This window comes from Micromonospora sp. DT68 (genome assembly GCF_049847245.1).
Classification (GTDB): Bacteria; Actinomycetota; Actinomycetes; order Mycobacteriales; family Micromonosporaceae; genus Micromonospora; species Micromonospora profundi.
The window spans coordinates 281,188-297,261 of sequence record NZ_JBNCNZ010000001.1 but is presented as its reverse complement, the minus strand read 5'-3'; the positions used below and the strand labels follow the sequence as shown (position 1 = coordinate 297,261).

Sequence of the window (16,074 nt, the reverse complement as noted above, 5' to 3'; positions counted from 1 at the left end):
TGGCCGACCTGGACCGACGTGGTTCGCCGGCGGCACTGATGGCCACGCCGACGCGCCCTCAGTGGGGACGGTCGGCCATTCGAGCGTGATGACTCTGAGGTATCAATATGCCTGAGAGTCATCAGGCGTTTCAGGGTGCCAGCGACGCCGCGGGCCACGACGATCACAGTCATCACCCGTCACGCCGCCGGCCACTTCGGGACCTGCTCGATGCGTCGGCGCAGTTGCGGCGAGGTGGAGCGAAGGCACGTCCCGTCCCGCTCAGTCGTGGCGGATGGCGTCGAGGGCGGCGCGGACCAGGGCGAGGGCACGGTCCGGCGGGACGCCGAGCCGCCGCGCCTCGGCCGCGTACCCGGCGGCGGCCTGGTGCAGCCGGTCCAGGGCGTCGTCCCGGCCGGGGGCGACGAACGTGCCGTTGCGCCCCCGGGTTTCCAACAGCCCCGCCGCTTCCAACTCCCGGTATGCCCGGGCCACAGTGTTCGCGGCCAGCCGTAGGTCGGCGGCGAGCTGCCGGACGGTCGGCAGTCGGCTGCCCACCGGCAGCCTGCCGTCGCCGATCAGCTCGGCGAGCTGCCCGCGCACCTGCTCGTACGGTGGCACCGGGGAGTCCTGGTCGACCGAGATCAGCACCTGCGCACCTTCCACGTCGTTCAGCCCGCACCACCCGGCGTACCCGGATCGGTGTCCTCTTCGAGACTCGTCGTCCGCGGCCCCTCCGCCAGGTCCATCACCCGCCCTCTCGGGCTTGTGGCGAGGAGCGCCGCTCCGAACAGCACCAGCTGGTTGAGCAGGTAAAGGTAGAGCAGCAGCCCGACCGCGCCGGCCACCACCGTGTACGCCGGGTTTCGCTCGGTGCGCACCACGTAGTACCGCCCGACCGTGTTGAGCAGCGTGATGCCGATCGCGACGACCAGCACCACCGGGCGGAGTCGGGACCGGCTCATCCGCAGCCGGGGCACCGCGACAAGCAGCGCGGCGGCGAGCACCGCGTTGACCAGAACGCTGAGCACCGCACTGATCGTGGTCAGGCCGACCGAGCCGGTGCTGCGCAGCAGGAAACGCAGCAGCGACTCCAACGCGTCCACCGCCGCCACCGACACACCGAGCAGCACGAACACGCCGATCATCACGCCGAGGTCGACGAGCCGCCGCACCACGAGGTTGCCCGGCTGCTGGTTGAGCGCGTACATCAGCCGCTGGGAGGAACGGATCGCCTCGACCCACCCGATCCCTGTGAACACCAGGATGACCAGGCCGACCACACCGACCGTGCCGCTGGAGTTGGCGATCTGCTGCGCGTCCAGGAACGGCAGGTTCTCCTTCAGGAACCCGGCCGCCGCCTCGCTGACCTCGTCGTTGTCCTCAAGGATCGCGCCGAAGATGGAGTACGCGACAAGCGCGAGGGCGAAGACCGCGAAGAACCCGTAGTAGGCGATCGCCGCGGCCAGTCGCCCGGCCAGCACCTCGGCGTAGAGCGTTCCGGCACGCCACACGTGATCGAACAGCCCTGACCGGCTGCGCGCGGCGGTCACCCAGCGGTCGATGCCCGCCTCGATGGCTCCGAACACGTTCACGCGGGTCATCCTCGCCGATCTCCCAACGCCGCCGCGGCAACCGGCTCCGAATGCTCGCCGGCCGGCGCGTCGCCGACGGTCAGTTGCCGAGGCGGAAGTCCCGGCGGGGCTGCCACCGGGCCTGCCCGCTGTGCGAAAAGAGGGTGAACGCGTCGACCTGGAACATCGCGGAGAAGTCGGCCAGATCCTCGTACACCTTGTCCAGTGCCTCCGGCGACACGTCCTGCGCCACAGTGACGTGCGGATGGTAGGGGAAGCGCAGCTCGCGGTGCACGTTCGGCGCGGCGGCGATGGCGGCGGCAAGCAACTCGCACTCGCTGATCCCTGCGGCGACCGCCACGAACACCACCTGGGTCACCGGGCGGAACGTTCCGGTGCCCCGCAGGTGCAGCGCGAACGGCGGATGCGTGGCGGCAACCTCGCCGAGGTGCCGTTCGACAGCCGGCAGGCTGGCGGTCGGGATCTCGGTCGGACCGAGCAGCGTCACGTGCGCCGGCACCGCGAGGGCGTCACCGGCCTCGACACGCCGCCGGGTGAGCTGACTCCCCCAGGGCTCGGGGATGTCCACCGCGATGCCGATCTGGATGGTGTCGCCGGACGGCATCACCCCGCCACTGCGATCCACGCTCCGCGCCGCCTCTTGCGCCACCGACCCGCCCACCTGTCCCGCGGCGCTATTCGCCGCGCACCGGCGGGAAGAACCCGACCCGCTCGTACGCGGACCGCAGCGTCGCCCCGGCCACCGACCGGGCCTTGTCCGCGCCGGCGGCGAGCAGCTTGTCCAGCTGTGCCGGGTCGTCGAGGTAGGTGCGGGTGCGCTCCTGGATCGGGCGGACGAAGTCGGCCACCACCTCGGCCAGGTCCTTCTTCAGATCGCCGTAACCACGACCGGCGTACGCGGCGACCAACTCGTCGATGCTGCGCCCGCTGAGCGCTGAGTGGATGGTCAGCAGGTTGGACACGCCGGGCTTGGTCTCGGCGTCGAAGACGATCTCCCGGCCGGTGTCGGTCACCGCGGAGCGGATCTTCTTGGCCGACCGGGCCGGGTCCTCCAGGAGGTCGATGATGCCGGCCGGCGAGGACGACGACTTGGACATCTTCGCTGTCGGGTCCTGCAAGTCGGTGATCTTCGCAGTGTCCTTGACGATGTGCGGCGCGGGGACGGTGAACGTCGCGCCGAACAGAGAGTTGAACCGCTGGGCCAGGTCCCGGGACAGCTCCAGGTGCTGCCGCTGGTCCTCGCCGACCGGCACCGCGTTGGCCTGGTAGAGCAGGATGTCGGCGGCCTGCAGGACCGGGTAGGTGAACAGGCCGACGCTTGCCCGCTCGTTGCCCTGCTTCTGCGACTTGTCCTTGAACTGGGTCATCCGGCTGGCCTCGCCGAAGCCGGTGATGCAGCCCAGCACCCAGGCCAGCTGCGGGTGCTCGGGCACCTGCGACTGCACGAACAGGGTGCTGCGGTCCGGGTCGAGACCGACCGCGAAGAGCTGGGCGGCCGCCACCCTGGTCCGCTGGCGCAGCACCGCCGGATCGTGGCCCGCGGTGATGGCGTGCAGGTCCACGACGCAGTAGAACGCGTCGTGCGTCTCCTGCAACGCCACCCAGTGCCGCACGGCCCCCAGGTAGTTGCCGAGGTGGAACGAGTCGGCCGTCGGCTGGATGCCGGAGAAGACGCGCGGGCGGGCGGAGACGTCGGGCATGGCGACAATTCTGTCAGCAAGCGACCGGGTGCGTCATGACGGGCCGGCGGGTCGGCCACGGCCCGCCGATGCCGGGGCGCTGACCTCGCCCGGCTCCCCCGCCCCGAAACGTCGTGTCGCCGCGGCTGCGGGCCCGCCCTGCCGCGCGGCGTAGCTCTCCCGAGGCGGCGCCGTCCCACCGTCGCGGGCCGGCCCTTCATCGACACCACCGACCGCCCGCGGGGCGGCGGCCTCGCGCCGCTGGTCCGGCATGCGCACGGCCGAGACCGCGAGCCGGGCGACCCGACGCCCGTCCAGTGCCAGCACGCGCAGCAGCCAACCGCCGGGTGGGTCCCCCGGATCGAGCCCGCCGTCATCGGCCGGCCCGGCGGGCACCGTCGCCTCGTCGCCGGTCAGCGGCAGCCGGCCCAGCGCTGCCATCACGTACCCGCCGACCGTCTCGTACGGCCCGGCGGGCAGCACCACACCTGTCCGCTCGGCGAAGTCGGCGAGGTTGAGCCGACCGTCCACCACCGCCGGAAGGCCGCCGTGCACCGGGTCGGGCGCGGTGTCGTACTCGTCGTGGATCTCCCCGACGAGTTCCTCGATCAGGTCCTCCAGCGTGACGATCCCGGCGGTGCCGCCGTACTCGTCGATCACCACCGCCAGGTGGTGACGCTCCCGGCGCATCTCGGTGAGCGCGGCCAGCACCCGTTTGCTCCCGGGCAGCCGCTTGACCTCGCGGGTCAGCTCGCCGACGGTGGCGCAGGGGTCGGTGTCCGGACGCAGCAGCACGTCGCGCAGGTGCACGAAACCGACCACGTCGTCGTGGGTGCCGTCGGTGACCGGGTAGCGGGTGTGCGTCTCGGCGCGGACCAGCCGGGCCGCCTCGGCGATGGTCAGCCGGGCCGGCAGGAAGACCACCTCGGTGCGGGGCATCATCACCTCGCGGACCAGGCTGGCGCCGGCCGCCAGGACCTCGTCGATGATCCGCCGCTCGTCCGGGTCGAGCACCGTGTTCGCCGCGACCAGGTCGCGCAGGTCGGCCTCGGAGATGCGCTCCCGGCCGGCCGCCGGGCCGGCTCCGAGCAGGTCGGTGACGAGACGGCTGGCGCCGTCGGCGGCGCGGACCAGTACCCGGGCAACAGCCCGGGCGAGCGGGCCGGGATCGCGGCGGGGTCGCCCCCGCGCGCGTCGCCGGAGCCCGGCACGGGCCACATCCCGCATGACAGAGATGGTAGACACCGTTGGCCCGTCGCACGTGGGATCACGGAGAGCCGCCATGTTCGGCTCTGTTTAGACGTGAGAGATTATGATGGAATGGGTTGGCGGCGCGACCGGTCGAGGTGCCCCGCACAGCCGTAGGGTGATCATCAAGGACCGCGTCCCGGCGGGCCAGGCAGGAGGCAACGACGTGAAACTGCTCGTCACCGGGGGCGCCGGCTTCATCGGCAGCGTCGTCACCCGAATGCTGCTCGACGCCGGGCACCAGGTCGTCGTCCTGGACGACCTGCGCACCGGCCACCGCGAGGCACTCGCTCCGGACGCCACCCACGTCGAGACGTCCATTCACGACGCCGCCCAGGTCGTCACTCCCGACGCCGGGTTCGACGGGGTGCTGCACTTCGCCGCCCTGATCGCCGCCGGCGAGTCGATGGTCAAGCCGGAGCTGTACTGGCAGAACAACACAGTCGGCACGCTCGCCCTGATCGACGCGGTCCGGGCCGCCGGGGTGCCCCGGATGGTCTTCTCCTCCACCGCCGCCGTGTACGGCAACCCCACCGAACTCCCCATCACGGAGACCGCCGTCAAGGCGCCCACGAACACGTACGGCGCCACGAAGCTCGCCGTCGACATGGCACTCACCTCCGAGGCCATCGCGCACGGGCTGGCCGCCGTCTCGCTGCGCTATTTCAACGTCGCGGGCGCGCACCTCGTCGGCGATGTCGCGCTGGGCGAGCGGCACGACCCGGAGACGCACCTGATCCCCATCGCGTTGGAAGTCGCCGCCGGCCGGCGGGAGAAGCTCCAACTCTTCGGCGACGACTACCCCACCGTGGACGGCACCTGCGTCCGCGACTACATCCACGTCGCCGACCTGGCCCGCGCCCACCTGCTGGCGCTTGACGCCGCCACCGGTGGTCAGCACCGTGTCTACAACCTGGGCAACGGCAACGGCTTCACCAACCGGCAGGTCGTCGACGTGGTCCGCGAGGTCACCGGCCATCCGGTACCGGTCGAGGTCGCGCCGCGCCGCGAGGGCGACCCCGCCGAGCTTGTCGCCTCCTCCGCGCTGGCCCGCGACGAGTTGGGTTGGGAGCCGCAGAAGCCGACCCTGCACGACATGGTCGGTGACGCCTGGGCGTTCTACCGCACGCACGTCCTGGAGCAGCGCCCGTGACCGGTGACGTGGCCGAGCGGGCCGCCGCAGGCTTCACCGAGCTGTACGGCGTCGAGCCGACCGGCCGTTGGGCAGCACCGGGTCGGGTCAACCTGATCGGCGAGCACACCGACTACAACGACGGGTTCGTGCTTCCCTTCGCGCTGCCGCTGCGTACCGTCGTCGCCGCCGACCGGCAGGACGACGAAAGCTGGACGGTCTGGTCCGAGCTCTCCGGCGAGACCATCACCTTCGGCGCGGACGACGTGGCCGAGCCGGGCCGGGTGACAGGCTGGGGCGCGTACGTCGCGGGGGTCGTGTGGGCCTTGCGCGACGCCGGCCACCCGGTGCCCGGCGCCCGGCTGGCGATCGCCTCCGACGTGCCGCTGGGCTCGGGGCTCTCCTCGTCGGCGGCGCTGGAGGCGGCGGTGCTCGCCGCGCTGCTCGACCTCGGCGGGTTGGAGTTGCCCGCCGAACGGCAGCCACGGCTGGCGCAGCGGGCGGAGAACGTCTACGTCGGTGCGCCGACAGGCATCATGGACCAGTCCGCGGTGATCCGGTGCCGGGCCGGGCACGCGCTCTTTCTCGACTGCCGCGACGAGTCCGTCGAGCACATCCCGTTCGACCTCGACGCCGCCGGGCTGGCGGTGCTCGTCATCGACAGCCGGGCGCCGCACCGGCACGCCGACGGCGAGTACGCCGACCGCCGCCGGTCCTGCGAGACGGCGGCCAGGGCGCTCGGTGTTCCCGCGCTGCGCGACGTGACCGTCGACCAGCTCGACGCCGCGCTGGCCCGCCTCGACGACGAGGTGACCCGGCGGCGGGTCCGGCACGTGGTCACCGAGGACCAGCGTGTGCTCGACACTGTCGCGCTGCTCCGCGCGGGCCGGGTACGGGACATCGGCCCGCTGCTCACCGCCTCGCACGTCTCGATGCGCGACGACTTCGAGATCACCGTTCCGGAGATCGACACGGCAGTCGAGGCTGCGCTGGCGGCCGGCGCGCTCGGCGCCCGGATGACCGGCGGCGGCTTCGGTGGCTGCGTCCTCGCCCTGGTCGACGCCGGCCGCGCCGAAGCGGTGGCGACCGCCGTCAGGACGGCCTACGCCGAGCGCGGCTTCACCACCCCCGACACCCTGACGGTCCTCCCCGCCCCCGGCGCAACCCGCCTCGACTAACCCCCGACCTGCCGCACCCCTGCACCCCTGCACCCCCGCGATCTTGCAGTTTCTGCCGCGACAATTCCCCTACAAGAGGGCAAAACGGCGACCGAAACTGCAAGATCGCGGGGGCGGGAGGCGGGGAGCGGGAGGTGGGGGCGGGTGTTAGGCCGCTTCGACGATCATTGCCGCGCCTACTGTGCGGTTGGTTGCCTCGTCGATGATGACGAAGCCTCCGGTGGTGCGGTTGCGGCGGTACTCGTCGGCCAGCAGCGGCACCGTGGTGCGCAGTCGTACCCGGCCGATCTCGTTGAGACGCAGCTCGTCGGCCGACTCGTCACGGTGCAGCGAGTTGATGTCCAGCCGGTAGTGCAGCCCGCGCACGATCGCCCGCGCCGAGCGCGTGGTGTGCTTGATCGCGTACCGGCCGCCGACCCGCAACGGACGGGTCTCGTCCATCCAGCAGACCATCGCCTCGATGTCCTGGGCGACCGCTGGCGCGTTGTTCGGCCGGCAGATCATGTCGCCCCGGGAGATGTCGATCTCGTCGGCCAGTCGTACCGTCACCGACATCGGCGGGAACGCCTCCGCGACGGGCCCGTCGGCGGTCTCCACGGCGGCGATCCGGCTGGTGAAGCCGGACGGCAGCACCATCACCTCGTCACCGGGCTTGAGCACACCCGAGGCGACCTGGCCGGCGTAGCCGCGGTAGTCGGTGACAGTGGTGGACTGCGGCCGGATCACGTACTGCACGGGGAACCGCACGTCGACCAGGTTGCGGTCGCTGGCGATGTGCACCCGTTCCAGGTGGTGCAGCAGCGACGGGCCCTCGTACCACTGCATGTTCTCCGACCGGGACACGATGTTGTCGCCGCGCAGCGCGGAGACCGGCACCACCGTCAGGTCCGGCACGTCGAGCTTCGCGGCGAACGCCGTGAACTCGTCGGCGATCCGCTCGAAGACCTCCTGCGACCAGTCCACCAGGTCCATCTTGTTGACACACAGCACCAGGTGCGGCACCCGCAGCAGCGAGCAGAGGAACGCGTGCCGGCGGGACTGCTCGACAAGGCCCTTACGCGCGTCCACCAGGATCAACGCCAGGTCGGCCGTCGACGCCCCGGTGACCATGTTGCGGGTGTACTGGATGTGCCCCGGGGTGTCGGCGATGATGAACTTGCGCCGTGGCGTGGCGAAGTACCGGTACGCCACGTCGATCGTGATGCCCTGTTCCCGCTCGGCCCGCAGACCGTCGGTGAGCAACGCCAGGTTGGTGTACTCGTCGCCACGGGCCGCGCTCACCGCCTCCACGGCGGCGAGCTGGTCGGTGAAGAGCGACTTGGTGTCGTAGAGCAGCCGCCCGATGAGTGTCGACTTGCCGTCGTCCACGCTGCCTGCGGTGGCGAACCGCAGCAGGTCCATCGGCCGCGCCTCCGATGTGGCCTCGGCGGCGGCCGGGGCCACGATCTCGGTGGTCATCAGAAGTACCCCTCCCGCTTGCGGTCCTCCATGGCGGCCTCGCTGACCCGGTCGTCACCACGGGTCGCGCCACGCTCGGTGATCCGGGTGGCGGCCACCTCCTCGATGACCTTCTCCACGGTGTCCGCGTCCGACCGGACGGCGGCGGTGCAGGAGGCATCACCGACGGTGCGGTAGCGCACCTGCGCCTTGAACCGCTCCTCGCCCGCGCGAGGGCGGAAGAACTCGTTGACCGCGTAGACCATGCCGTCGCGCTCGATCACCTCACGCTCGTGCGCGTAGTAGATCGACGGCAGGGGAATCCGTTCCCGGGCGATGTAGTGCCAGACGTCCAGCTCGGTCCAGTTGGACAGCGGGAAGACCCGGATCGACTCACCCGGGTGGTGCCGGCCGTTGTAGAGCGACCACAGCTCCGGCCGCTGGTTCTTCGGGTCCCACTGGCCGAACTCGTCGCGGAAGCTGAACACCCGCTCCTTGGCCCGCGCCTTCTCCTCGTCCCGGCGGGCGCCACCGAACAGCGCGTCGAAGCGGTGCTTCTCCACCGCCTCCAGCAGCACCGGCGTCTGGATCCGGTTGCGCATCCCGTCGCCGGACTCCCGGACCAGCCCACTGGCCAGAGCCTCCGGCACGCTCGCCACAACGAGCTGCAACCCCAGCTCGGCGACCCGCTGGTCGCGGTATTCGAGCACCTCGGGGAAGTTGTGCCCGGTGTCGACGTGCATCACGGGAAAGGGGATGTTGGCCGGGGCGAACGCCTTCTGCGCCAGCCGCAGCATGACGATCGAGTCCTTGCCGCCGGAGAAGAGCAGCACCGGGCGTTCCATCTCGGCGACCACCTCGCGCATCACGAAGATGCTCTCCGCCTCAAGGGCGTCCAGGTGGGAGACCCGGTAGGCGGCGGGGGCGCTCATGACCGCGGCTCGATTCGCTTGCTCATCCGATTTCCAGACCTTTCCGGTCGGGCATGTCAAGAAGTCCGCTCAGGCTACCCGGAATGCCTCTGCAACGCTGCAAGCAACCGACTGGCGAGATCTTTGCGACAGACCAGCAGGTCCGGAAGGCGCGGATCCGCCTCGTTGTATCGAAGCGCAGAACCGTCGATCCGGGAAGCGTGCAGGCCGGTGGCCGTCGCCACAGCGACCGGAGCAGCCGAGTCCCACTCGTACTGCCCGCCGGCGTGGATGTACGCGTCCACCTCGCCGGTCACCACAGCGGCGATCTTCGCGCCGGCCGAACCCATCGGCACCAGGTGCGCGCCCACGTCGTCGGCCAGGTCGGTGAGGAACACCGGCGGGCGGCTCCGACTCGCCGCCAGGCGGATCTTCCGCTCGCCGGCCGTCGCCGCCTCCACAGTCATCGGCGGGTACGCCGGCGGGTAGTCGGTGCCCAGCACCCGGTGCTGCGCCGGCAGCCCCACCGCCCCGGCGACCAGCCCGTGCCCGCTCGGCGCGTTGCGTGCCCAGAGGGCGATGTGCACCGCCCAGTCCGAGCGGCCCTCCTCGGAGAACTCCCGGGTACCGTCCAACGGGTCGATGATCCACACCCGGTCGGCGGCCAGCCGGGACACCGCCTCGGCGTTCACCTCGGCCGCCCAGGCCAGCCGCGAGCCCTCGTCCTCCTCGGACAGCACCGCGTCCCCAGGCCGCCACTTCGCCAGCTCCGTGCGGATCAGGTCGTGCGACACCTTGTCACCGGCCGACTTCAGCGCGCCGGCGTCCGCGAAACCCAACTCCTCGCGCAGGGCGAGCAGCGCCTGGCCAGCCCGGGAAGCCAACCACCTCGCGAACGCGCCGTCGATCATCGGAGGACTGCCCATCTGACGCACCCTTCGCCTCGCCCGCGTCCCGCGCCGCACGGACCGATTGGCCACGACCCGCTTCGCTTGTCGCGGCACCCCGAAGGCGCAGACTACCGGCCCACCATTTCCGATCAGGTACGGCCCGCCCTGCTCAACCGCCGTGGTAGAGGTTCTGGGTGGGCTCCACGCCCTTGAGGATCACCGACTCCACCACGTCGGCAGCCCTGTCCACCAGGAAATCCAACTCCTTGCGCTCCGCCGCGCCGAAATCCGACAGCACATAATCCGCAGGATCCTGCCGACCCGGCGGGCGGCCGACTCCGAACCGCACCCGGACGTAGTCCTTCGTGCCCAACGACTTGGACATCGACCGCAGGCCGTTGTGCCCGCCCTCGCCGCCGCCGCACTTGATCCGCACCTGACCGAAACCGATGTCCAGCTCGTCGTGCACAGCGATCACCTGCGCCGGAGGCACCTTGTAGAACTGCGACAACGCCGCGACCGGCCCACCCGAAAGGTTCATGTACGTCAGCGGCTTGGCAAGCACCAACTTCGGCCCGCCGAACCCCAGCCGCCCCTCGGCGACCTCAGCCACAGCCCGCTTGTGGCGGCCGAACCGCGCGCCCACCCGCCCGGCCAGCAGGTCGGCCACCATGAACCCGACGTTGTGCCGGTTCCCGGCGTACTCCCGACCGGGGTTGCCCAGGCCGACCACAAGCCACGGCCCCGCCTCGTCCGTCACGACCTGATCCCCTTCGCAGTTCCGCCCGACCGACCCCGACACGCCAGCAGGCGCCCCCGAATCCTCGGGGACGCCTGCCGCATCGTACGAACCGATCAGGCCTCGGTGCGCGCCTCGGTGTTCTCGGCGCCCTCGGCGGCCGGAGCGGCGTCCGCGTCCTCGGAGCCCTCGGTGACCTCGCCGACCTCGGCGTCAGCCTCCTCGGTGGCCTCCTCGACGTCGGGCAGCGTCGCCTCGAGCTGCTCGGCGGTCGGGGCGGCGGTCACGGCAGCGACCGGCAGCGACGGGTCGACAGCCAGCTCGACACCGCCGGGCAGCTCGACGTCGCCGGCGGTCACCTGGGAACCGGCCTCCAGGCCCTCGATGGAGGCCTCGAGGTGGTCCGGCACCTTCGTGGCGTCCGCGGTCACCGAGAGGGTGTCGTGGTCGTGCACGATCAGGGTGTCCCGGGCGGCCTCACCGGTCAGCTGGACCGGGACCTCAACGGTGACCTTCTCGCCCCGGCGGACCAGGATGAGGTCCACGTGCTCGAAGCTGTCCCGGATCGGGTCGCGCTGGATCGCCTTCGGCAGCGCCAGCACCTGGGTGCCGTCGGTGATGTCGATCGCGAAGAGCTGGTTGGCGCCGCCCTTACGGATGGCCGCGGCGAACTCCCGCGACGGCAGCGCGATGTGCTTGGGCTTCTCGCCGTGGCCGTACAGCACGGCTGGCACCTTGCCGGCCCGGCGGGTACGGCGGGCACCACCCTTGCCGAACTCGGTGCGGGGCTCGGCGCTGATCTTTACCTCGGACACGGGGAAACTCCTGATACTTTCGCTGCGGCGGCTTGTCGTCTGGCGGTGCTGGGCGAGGGGCTCGCTGGGGCTCATGCGTCATGAACGACTGCCCGGAGCACCGCGTCGATGACGGTGCCTCCGTGCGGCGCTCTTTCAGCGGCCCGCCGGGCACCCTCGCCGTGGCAACCGCACCAGTCTACCCGAGGTGATTCCGCGGTTCGCGGCAGTCCCCGGTCACCGCCGCGAGCCGGCCCACCGACGGCTCTCCCGTCGGCGCGCCAGCCCTGTTTCGCATCAGCTTGCCAGTTTCGGACCCACGGCGCGGCGAATGACGAAACAGGGCTCGCTCAGTTCCGGAGCACGCTCAGCTCAGCCCGCCGAAGAGGGTGGTCACCGAACCGTCGTCGAAGACCTCCCGGATCGCCCGCGCCAGCAGCGGCGCGATCGACAGCACCGTCAGCTTGTCCAACTGCTTCTCCGGCGGCAGCGGCAGCGTGTTGGTGACCACGATCTCGCTGATCGAGCTGTTCTTCAGCCGCTCGGTGGCCGGGTCCGACAGCAGCGCGTGGGTGGACGCCACCACGATCTCCGCCGCGCCCGACTCCTTGAGGATGTCGGCGGCCTTGGTGATCGTGCCGCCGGTGTCGATCATGTCGTCGACGATCAGACAGACCCGGCCCTCCACCTCACCGACGACCCGGTTCGCCACGACCTGGTTCGGCTTCATCGGGTCGCGAGTCTTGTGGATGAACGCCAACGGGCAGCCGCCCAGCCGGTCGGTCCACCGCTCGGCAACCCGTACCCGGCCCGAGTCCGGTGCCACCACTGTCATCGGCCGGCCCGCGTACTTGTGCTCCACGTACTCGGCGAGGATGTCCATCGCGAAGAGGTGGTCCACCGGGCCGTCGAAGAAGCCCTGGATCTGCGCGGTGTGCAGGTCGACGGTGAGGATCCGGTTCGCGCCTGCGGTCTTCAGCAGGTCCGCCACCAGCCGCGCCGAGATCGGCTCACGGCCCCGGTGCTTCTTGTCCTGCCGCGCGTACGGGTAGAACGGCAACACGACGGTGATCCGCTTGGCGGAACCCCGCTTCAGCGCGTCCACCATGATCAGGGTCTCCATGACCCAGGTGTTCACCCCGTGCGTCACGGACTGCACCACGAAGGCGTCCGAACCACGTACCGAGTCCTTGAATCGTACGAAGATCTCGCCGTTGGCGAACTCGTACGCGTCGGCGGGCGTCGGCGCCACGCCGAGCACCTCGCCGATCTCCTTGGCCAACTCCGGAAACCCTCGTCCGGAAAAGAGCATCAGGCTTTTGCGGTTTTCGGCGACGATGCTGCCCATGGGCCCGTCTGCTCCCGTTTGTCGGCGATACCCGGCCCGGTGGTGGTGGGTCGGAGACTATTCGGTTGCAGTATCTCCCGTGCCGGACGGCCCGCCCACCGTCTCGCCCGGCCCGTGCATTGCCTCACTGTCACTTGCGGCGCCGGCACCGTTGGGCGCACCCTGCACCGTGCCCGCCCGCTCGGCCGCCTGGGCCGCGGCGGTACCGGCCCGCCGTTTCACCACCCAACCTTCGATGTTGCGCTGGCGGGCACGGGCGACACCCATCGCGCCGGCCGGTACGTCCTCCACGATGACCGAGCCCGCCGCCGTGTACGCGCCATCGCCCACCTCGACCGGCGCCACGAACATGTTGTCCGCGCCGGTCCGGGCGTGGCTGCCGATCACCGTGCGGTGCTTGTTGACCCCGTCGTAGTTGACGAATACCGACGCCGCCCCGATGTTGCTCTGCTCGCCGATCGTCGCGTCACCCACGTACGTCAGGTGCGGCACCTTGGAGCCGGCACCGATCTCCGAGTTCTTCACCTCGACGAACGTGCCGACCTTCGCCTTGTCGGCGAGTCGAGCAGCCGGCCGCAGGTAGGCGTACGGGCCCACGCTGGCGCCCGCACCCACCTCGGCGCCCACCGCGTGGCTGCGTACCACCGAGGCGGCCGGGCCGACGATCGTGTCGACGAGCGTGACGTCCGGCCCGATGAGCGCGCCCGCGCCGACCACTGTGCTGCCGCGCAGCTGCGTGTTCTGGTCGACGACCGCGTCGCGGTCCAGCGCCACCGTCACGTCGATCCAGGTGGTGGCGGGGTCGAGCAGGCTGACGCCGGTGCGCATCCACGCCTCGTTGACCCGGTCGCGCAGCAGCCGGCGCAGCGTCGCCAACTCCACCCGGTCGTTGCAGCCCAAGGTTTCCACGTGGTCGTCGGCGACGTGCACGGCGACCGGCTCGCCGGTCGAGCGGAGCAGCCCGAACACGTCGGTCAGGTATTCCTCACCCTGGTCGTTGTCGGTGGAGAGCTTGCCCAGCGCGTCGCGCAGCCGCACCGCGTCGAACACGTAGATGCCGGCGTTGATCTCCCGGATCGCGCGCTGTGTCGCGTCGGCGTCGCGCTCCTCGACGATCTGCTCCAGGTGCCCGTCGGCGTCCCTGACGATCCGGCCGAGCCCGGTCGGGTCCGGCACCTCGGCGGCCAGCACTGTGGCCGCGGCGCCGGCCTGCTCGTGCGCGGTGACAAGTGCGCCAACGGTCTCCGGGCGCAGCAGCGGCACGTCCCCGTTGATCACCACGACGGTGCCGGCCCCGTCCGGTACGGCCTCCAGCGCGATGCGGACGGCGTGCCCGGTGCCGAGTTGTTCGGCCTGGAGCACGGGAGTGGCGTCCGGGGCGACGTCGGTGAGGTGGGCGCGGACCTGGTCGGCGCCGTGCCCGACCACGACGACTGTGCGGTCGGCGGCCAGCGGCGCGGCCGCGTTCAGGACGTGGCCCAGCAGCGTACGGCCGAGCAGGGGGTGCAGCACCTTTGGCAGTGTCGACTTCATCCGCTTGCCCTCACCGGCTGCGAGCACGACGACGGTTCGAAGGTGGGGCTGGGGCACGACGTGGCTCCCGTCGGGACGGCGGACACTCTCGCGGTCATGCTAACCGCGGGGTCCGGCCATGTTCCCTCTTACCCCCAGCCGACCCCAGAACGGGCCAAAGGGGGCAGCTCGGCCGCCAGGGTTCGAACCTGAAATACGGGTACCAAAGACCCGGGTGTTGCCAATTACACCACGGCCGATCATCGACGCGAGCGCATCGCATCCCGCCGCTACACCTTAGCGTCCCTGTCGCCCAGCGCCATCGCCGATCGGGCGTCGGTGCCGCATCCGCAGTCCCCGGCCCCGCCTTCAGCGACCCTGAGCCCAACCCCGCGCGGCGGCGCGATGCCCTGTGGCGACACCTCTGACCTGGCTTTCCGAAACTTCCTCGTGCGATCTACGGTGCCGTAAGTTACGGTGACGTAGGCGTAGCTTAGTGATCTTTTCGTCCCCCTCTGCGAGGTGCAATGTCGACCGCTCTGCTTGAACCGAACACTGCCGGTCCCGGCCCGAAACCGCTCACCGACGGCAGCCAGTCCCCCGGAATCCTGGCCGCCCTCTATGCCTTCGTGGTGATCCCCTTCGTGGCCCTGCTCGTCGCCGTCCCGATGGCCTGGGGTGGCTGGCTGGGCTGGACCGACGTGATCATCGGCTTGGTCTTCTACGTGGTCAGCGGGCTCGGCATCACCGTCGGCTTCCACCGCTACTTCACGCACGGCTCGTTCAAGGCCAAGCGGTGGCTGCGCGTCTCCCTCGCGGTAGCGGGTTCGCTCGCGGTGCAGGGCGAGATCATCCAGTGGGTGGCCGACCACCGGCGGCACCACGCCTTCTCGGACCTGGAAGGTGACCCGCACTCCCCGTGGCGCTTCGGCACCAGCTTCTGGGCCCTGACCCGGGGACTGTTCCACGCCCACGTCGGCTGGTTGTTCCGCCGGGAGCTGTCCAACCGGGCGCGGTTCGCGCCCGACCTGATCGCCGACCGTGACATCAGCCGGGTGGACCGGCTGTTCCCGGTGCTGGTGATGGTGTCGCTGCTCGGCCCGGCAGTGATCGGCGGCCTGGTGACCTGGTCGTGGCAGGGCGCGCTCACCGCGTTCTTCTGGGCCGGGCTGGTCCGCATCGGCCTGCTGCACCACGTCACCTGGGCGATCAACTCGGTCTGCCACGTCTACGGCGAGCGTCCGTTCGCCATGCGTCAGGGCGACCGGGCGTCGAACTTCTGGCCGCTGGCGATCCTGTCGTTCGGCGAGAGCTGGCACAACCTGCACCACGCCGACCCCACAAGCGCGCGGCACGGCGTCCTGCGCGGTCAGGTGGACATCTCCGCACGCGTCATCTGGCTGTTCGAGAAGACCGGAGCGGCATCGCAGGTCCGCTGGCCGAAGCCGGAACGCATCGCGGCGAAGCTCGTGAAGCCTGTCCCACCGCAGTAAAGCGGGCGGTACTCCGGGGAGGCGCCTGGCAGGATGGCCGGGTGACCGAGCCAAACGGGGGGACCGGACGGCTCGGCGGACAGGGCCGGGCCCGCTCCGGGTGCGGTCGCACGGCACGGCGGGCGGCGAAGCCGCCCGC

The 16,074-nt window shown here is 70.8% G+C and carries 15 protein-coding genes and 1 tRNA gene; 3 read left to right on the top strand and 13 right to left on the bottom strand.

From position 1 onward, the window contains the following. Positions 1–261 precede the first annotated feature (261 nt). The 5 genes from ACPXB1_RS01510 to ACPXB1_RS01490 form a co-directional block, all read right to left on the bottom strand. Positions 262–630, bottom strand: a complete 369-nt coding sequence (locus ACPXB1_RS01510) for a GntR family transcriptional regulator (RefSeq protein WP_355592618.1) — start codon at positions 628–630, stop codon at positions 262–264. A 20-nt stretch (positions 631–650) separates the two neighbouring features. Continuing rightward, entirely contained in the window at positions 651–1,574 is a 924-nt protein-coding gene (locus ACPXB1_RS01505; RefSeq protein ID WP_425734701.1) for a YhjD/YihY/BrkB family envelope integrity protein, read from the bottom strand. Between the two features lie 79 nt (positions 1,575–1,653). After that, positions 1,654–2,178 (bottom strand): 2'-5' RNA ligase family protein, encoded by a 525-nt coding sequence (locus ACPXB1_RS01500; RefSeq protein WP_355592853.1) that lies wholly within the window; start codon positions 2,176–2,178, stop codon positions 1,654–1,656. Positions 2,179–2,248: 70 nt separating this feature from the next. Further along, on the bottom strand, positions 2,249–3,274 hold the full coding sequence (trpS, locus tag ACPXB1_RS01495) for a tryptophan--tRNA ligase (protein ID WP_425734700.1): 1,026 nt from the start codon (positions 3,272–3,274) through the stop codon (positions 2,249–2,251). A 33-nt stretch (positions 3,275–3,307) separates the two neighbouring features. Continuing rightward, the gene (locus ACPXB1_RS01490) at positions 3,308–4,480 is read right to left on the bottom strand and encodes a hemolysin family protein (protein ID WP_425734699.1); all 1,173 of its coding nucleotides are present in this window, start codon (positions 4,478–4,480) and stop codon (positions 3,308–3,310) included. A 187-nt stretch (positions 4,481–4,667) separates the two neighbouring features. On the opposite strand from ACPXB1_RS01490, the gene galE reads away from it, so the two are divergent. Together galE and galK are read left to right on the top strand one after the other, a co-directional pair. Then, positions 4,668–5,654, top strand: coding sequence for a UDP-glucose 4-epimerase GalE (gene galE, locus ACPXB1_RS01485; protein ID WP_355592622.1), 987 nt, complete (start codon positions 4,668–4,670; stop codon positions 5,652–5,654). Beyond that, complete coding sequence (galK, locus tag ACPXB1_RS01480) at positions 5,651–6,811, top strand: galactokinase (protein WP_425734698.1); 1,161 nt, start codon at positions 5,651–5,653, stop codon at positions 6,809–6,811. The genes galE and galK overlap by 4 nt, the downstream gene beginning before the upstream one ends. A 147-nt stretch (positions 6,812–6,958) precedes the next feature. On the opposite strand, the gene ACPXB1_RS01475 is transcribed toward galK, so the two are convergent. From ACPXB1_RS01475 to ACPXB1_RS01440, 8 genes are all read right to left on the bottom strand, one after another. Then, positions 6,959–8,269, bottom strand: coding sequence for a sulfate adenylyltransferase subunit 1 (locus tag ACPXB1_RS01475; protein ID WP_355592626.1), 1,311 nt, complete (start codon positions 8,267–8,269; stop codon positions 6,959–6,961). Continuing rightward, positions 8,269–9,180 carry a sulfate adenylyltransferase subunit CysD gene (cysD, locus tag ACPXB1_RS01470; protein ID WP_053659260.1) on the bottom strand — a complete coding sequence of 304 codons (912 nt, stop codon included), beginning with the start codon at positions 9,178–9,180 and terminating at the stop codon, positions 8,269–8,271. The genes ACPXB1_RS01475 and cysD overlap by 1 nt, the downstream gene beginning before the upstream one ends. Positions 9,181–9,254: 74 nt before the next feature. Beyond that, entirely contained in the window at positions 9,255–10,085 is an 831-nt protein-coding gene (locus ACPXB1_RS01465; protein ID WP_355592628.1) for an inositol monophosphatase family protein, read from the bottom strand. Positions 10,086–10,218: 133 nt separating this feature from the next. Beyond that, positions 10,219–10,809, bottom strand: coding sequence for an aminoacyl-tRNA hydrolase (gene pth / locus ACPXB1_RS01460; protein ID WP_355592630.1), 591 nt, complete (start codon positions 10,807–10,809; stop codon positions 10,219–10,221). A gap of 95 nt (positions 10,810–10,904) precedes the next feature. Next, positions 10,905–11,603 carry a 50S ribosomal protein L25/general stress protein Ctc gene (locus tag ACPXB1_RS01455; RefSeq protein WP_355592632.1) on the bottom strand — a complete coding sequence of 233 codons (699 nt, stop codon included), beginning with the start codon at positions 11,601–11,603 and terminating at the stop codon, positions 10,905–10,907. Positions 11,604–11,949: 346 nt separating this feature from the next. Beyond that, positions 11,950–12,930, bottom strand: a complete 981-nt coding sequence (locus tag ACPXB1_RS01450) for a ribose-phosphate diphosphokinase (RefSeq protein ID WP_355592634.1) — start codon at positions 12,928–12,930, stop codon at positions 11,950–11,952. Between the two features lie 57 nt (positions 12,931–12,987). Continuing rightward, positions 12,988–14,520, bottom strand: coding sequence for a bifunctional UDP-N-acetylglucosamine diphosphorylase/glucosamine-1-phosphate N-acetyltransferase GlmU (gene glmU / locus ACPXB1_RS01445; protein ID WP_425734697.1), 1,533 nt, complete (start codon positions 14,518–14,520; stop codon positions 12,988–12,990). Between the two features lie 110 nt (positions 14,521–14,630). Continuing rightward, positions 14,631–14,702: transfer RNA gene (locus tag ACPXB1_RS01440), tRNA-Gln, on the bottom strand. Positions 14,703–14,969: 267 nt separating this feature from the next. On the opposite strand from ACPXB1_RS01440, the gene ACPXB1_RS01435 reads away from it, so the two are divergent. Continuing rightward, positions 14,970–15,935, top strand: a complete 966-nt coding sequence (locus tag ACPXB1_RS01435; protein WP_355592638.1) for an acyl-CoA desaturase — start codon at positions 14,970–14,972, stop codon at positions 15,933–15,935. The last annotated feature ends 139 nt before the right edge of the window (positions 15,936–16,074 follow it).

Excerpts from the sequence above, each read along its gene's own strand:
- ACPXB1_RS01500 (WP_355592853.1), bottom strand. The coding sequence starts at position 2,178 with ATGCCGTCCGGCGACACCATCCAGATCGGCATCGCGGTGGACATCCCC.
- trpS (WP_425734700.1), bottom strand. The coding sequence starts at position 3,274 with ATGCCCGACGTCTCCGCCCGCCCGCGCGTCTTCTCCGGCATCCAGCCG.
- ACPXB1_RS01490 (WP_425734699.1), bottom strand. The coding sequence starts at position 4,480 with ATGCGGGATGTGGCCCGTGCCGGGCTCCGGCGACGCGCGCGGGGGCGA.
- ACPXB1_RS01475 (WP_355592626.1), bottom strand. The coding sequence starts at position 8,269 with ATGACCACCGAGATCGTGGCCCCGGCCGCCGCCGAGGCCACATCGGAG.
- cysD (WP_053659260.1), bottom strand. The coding sequence starts at position 9,180 with ATGAGCGCCCCCGCCGCCTACCGGGTCTCCCACCTGGACGCCCTTGAG.
- ACPXB1_RS01465 (WP_355592628.1), bottom strand. The coding sequence starts at position 10,085 with ATGGGCAGTCCTCCGATGATCGACGGCGCGTTCGCGAGGTGGTTGGCT.
- ACPXB1_RS01450 (WP_355592634.1), bottom strand. The coding sequence starts at position 12,930 with ATGGGCAGCATCGTCGCCGAAAACCGCAAAAGCCTGATGCTCTTTTCC.
- ACPXB1_RS01435 (WP_355592638.1), top strand. The coding sequence starts at position 14,970 with ATGTCGACCGCTCTGCTTGAACCGAACACTGCCGGTCCCGGCCCGAAA.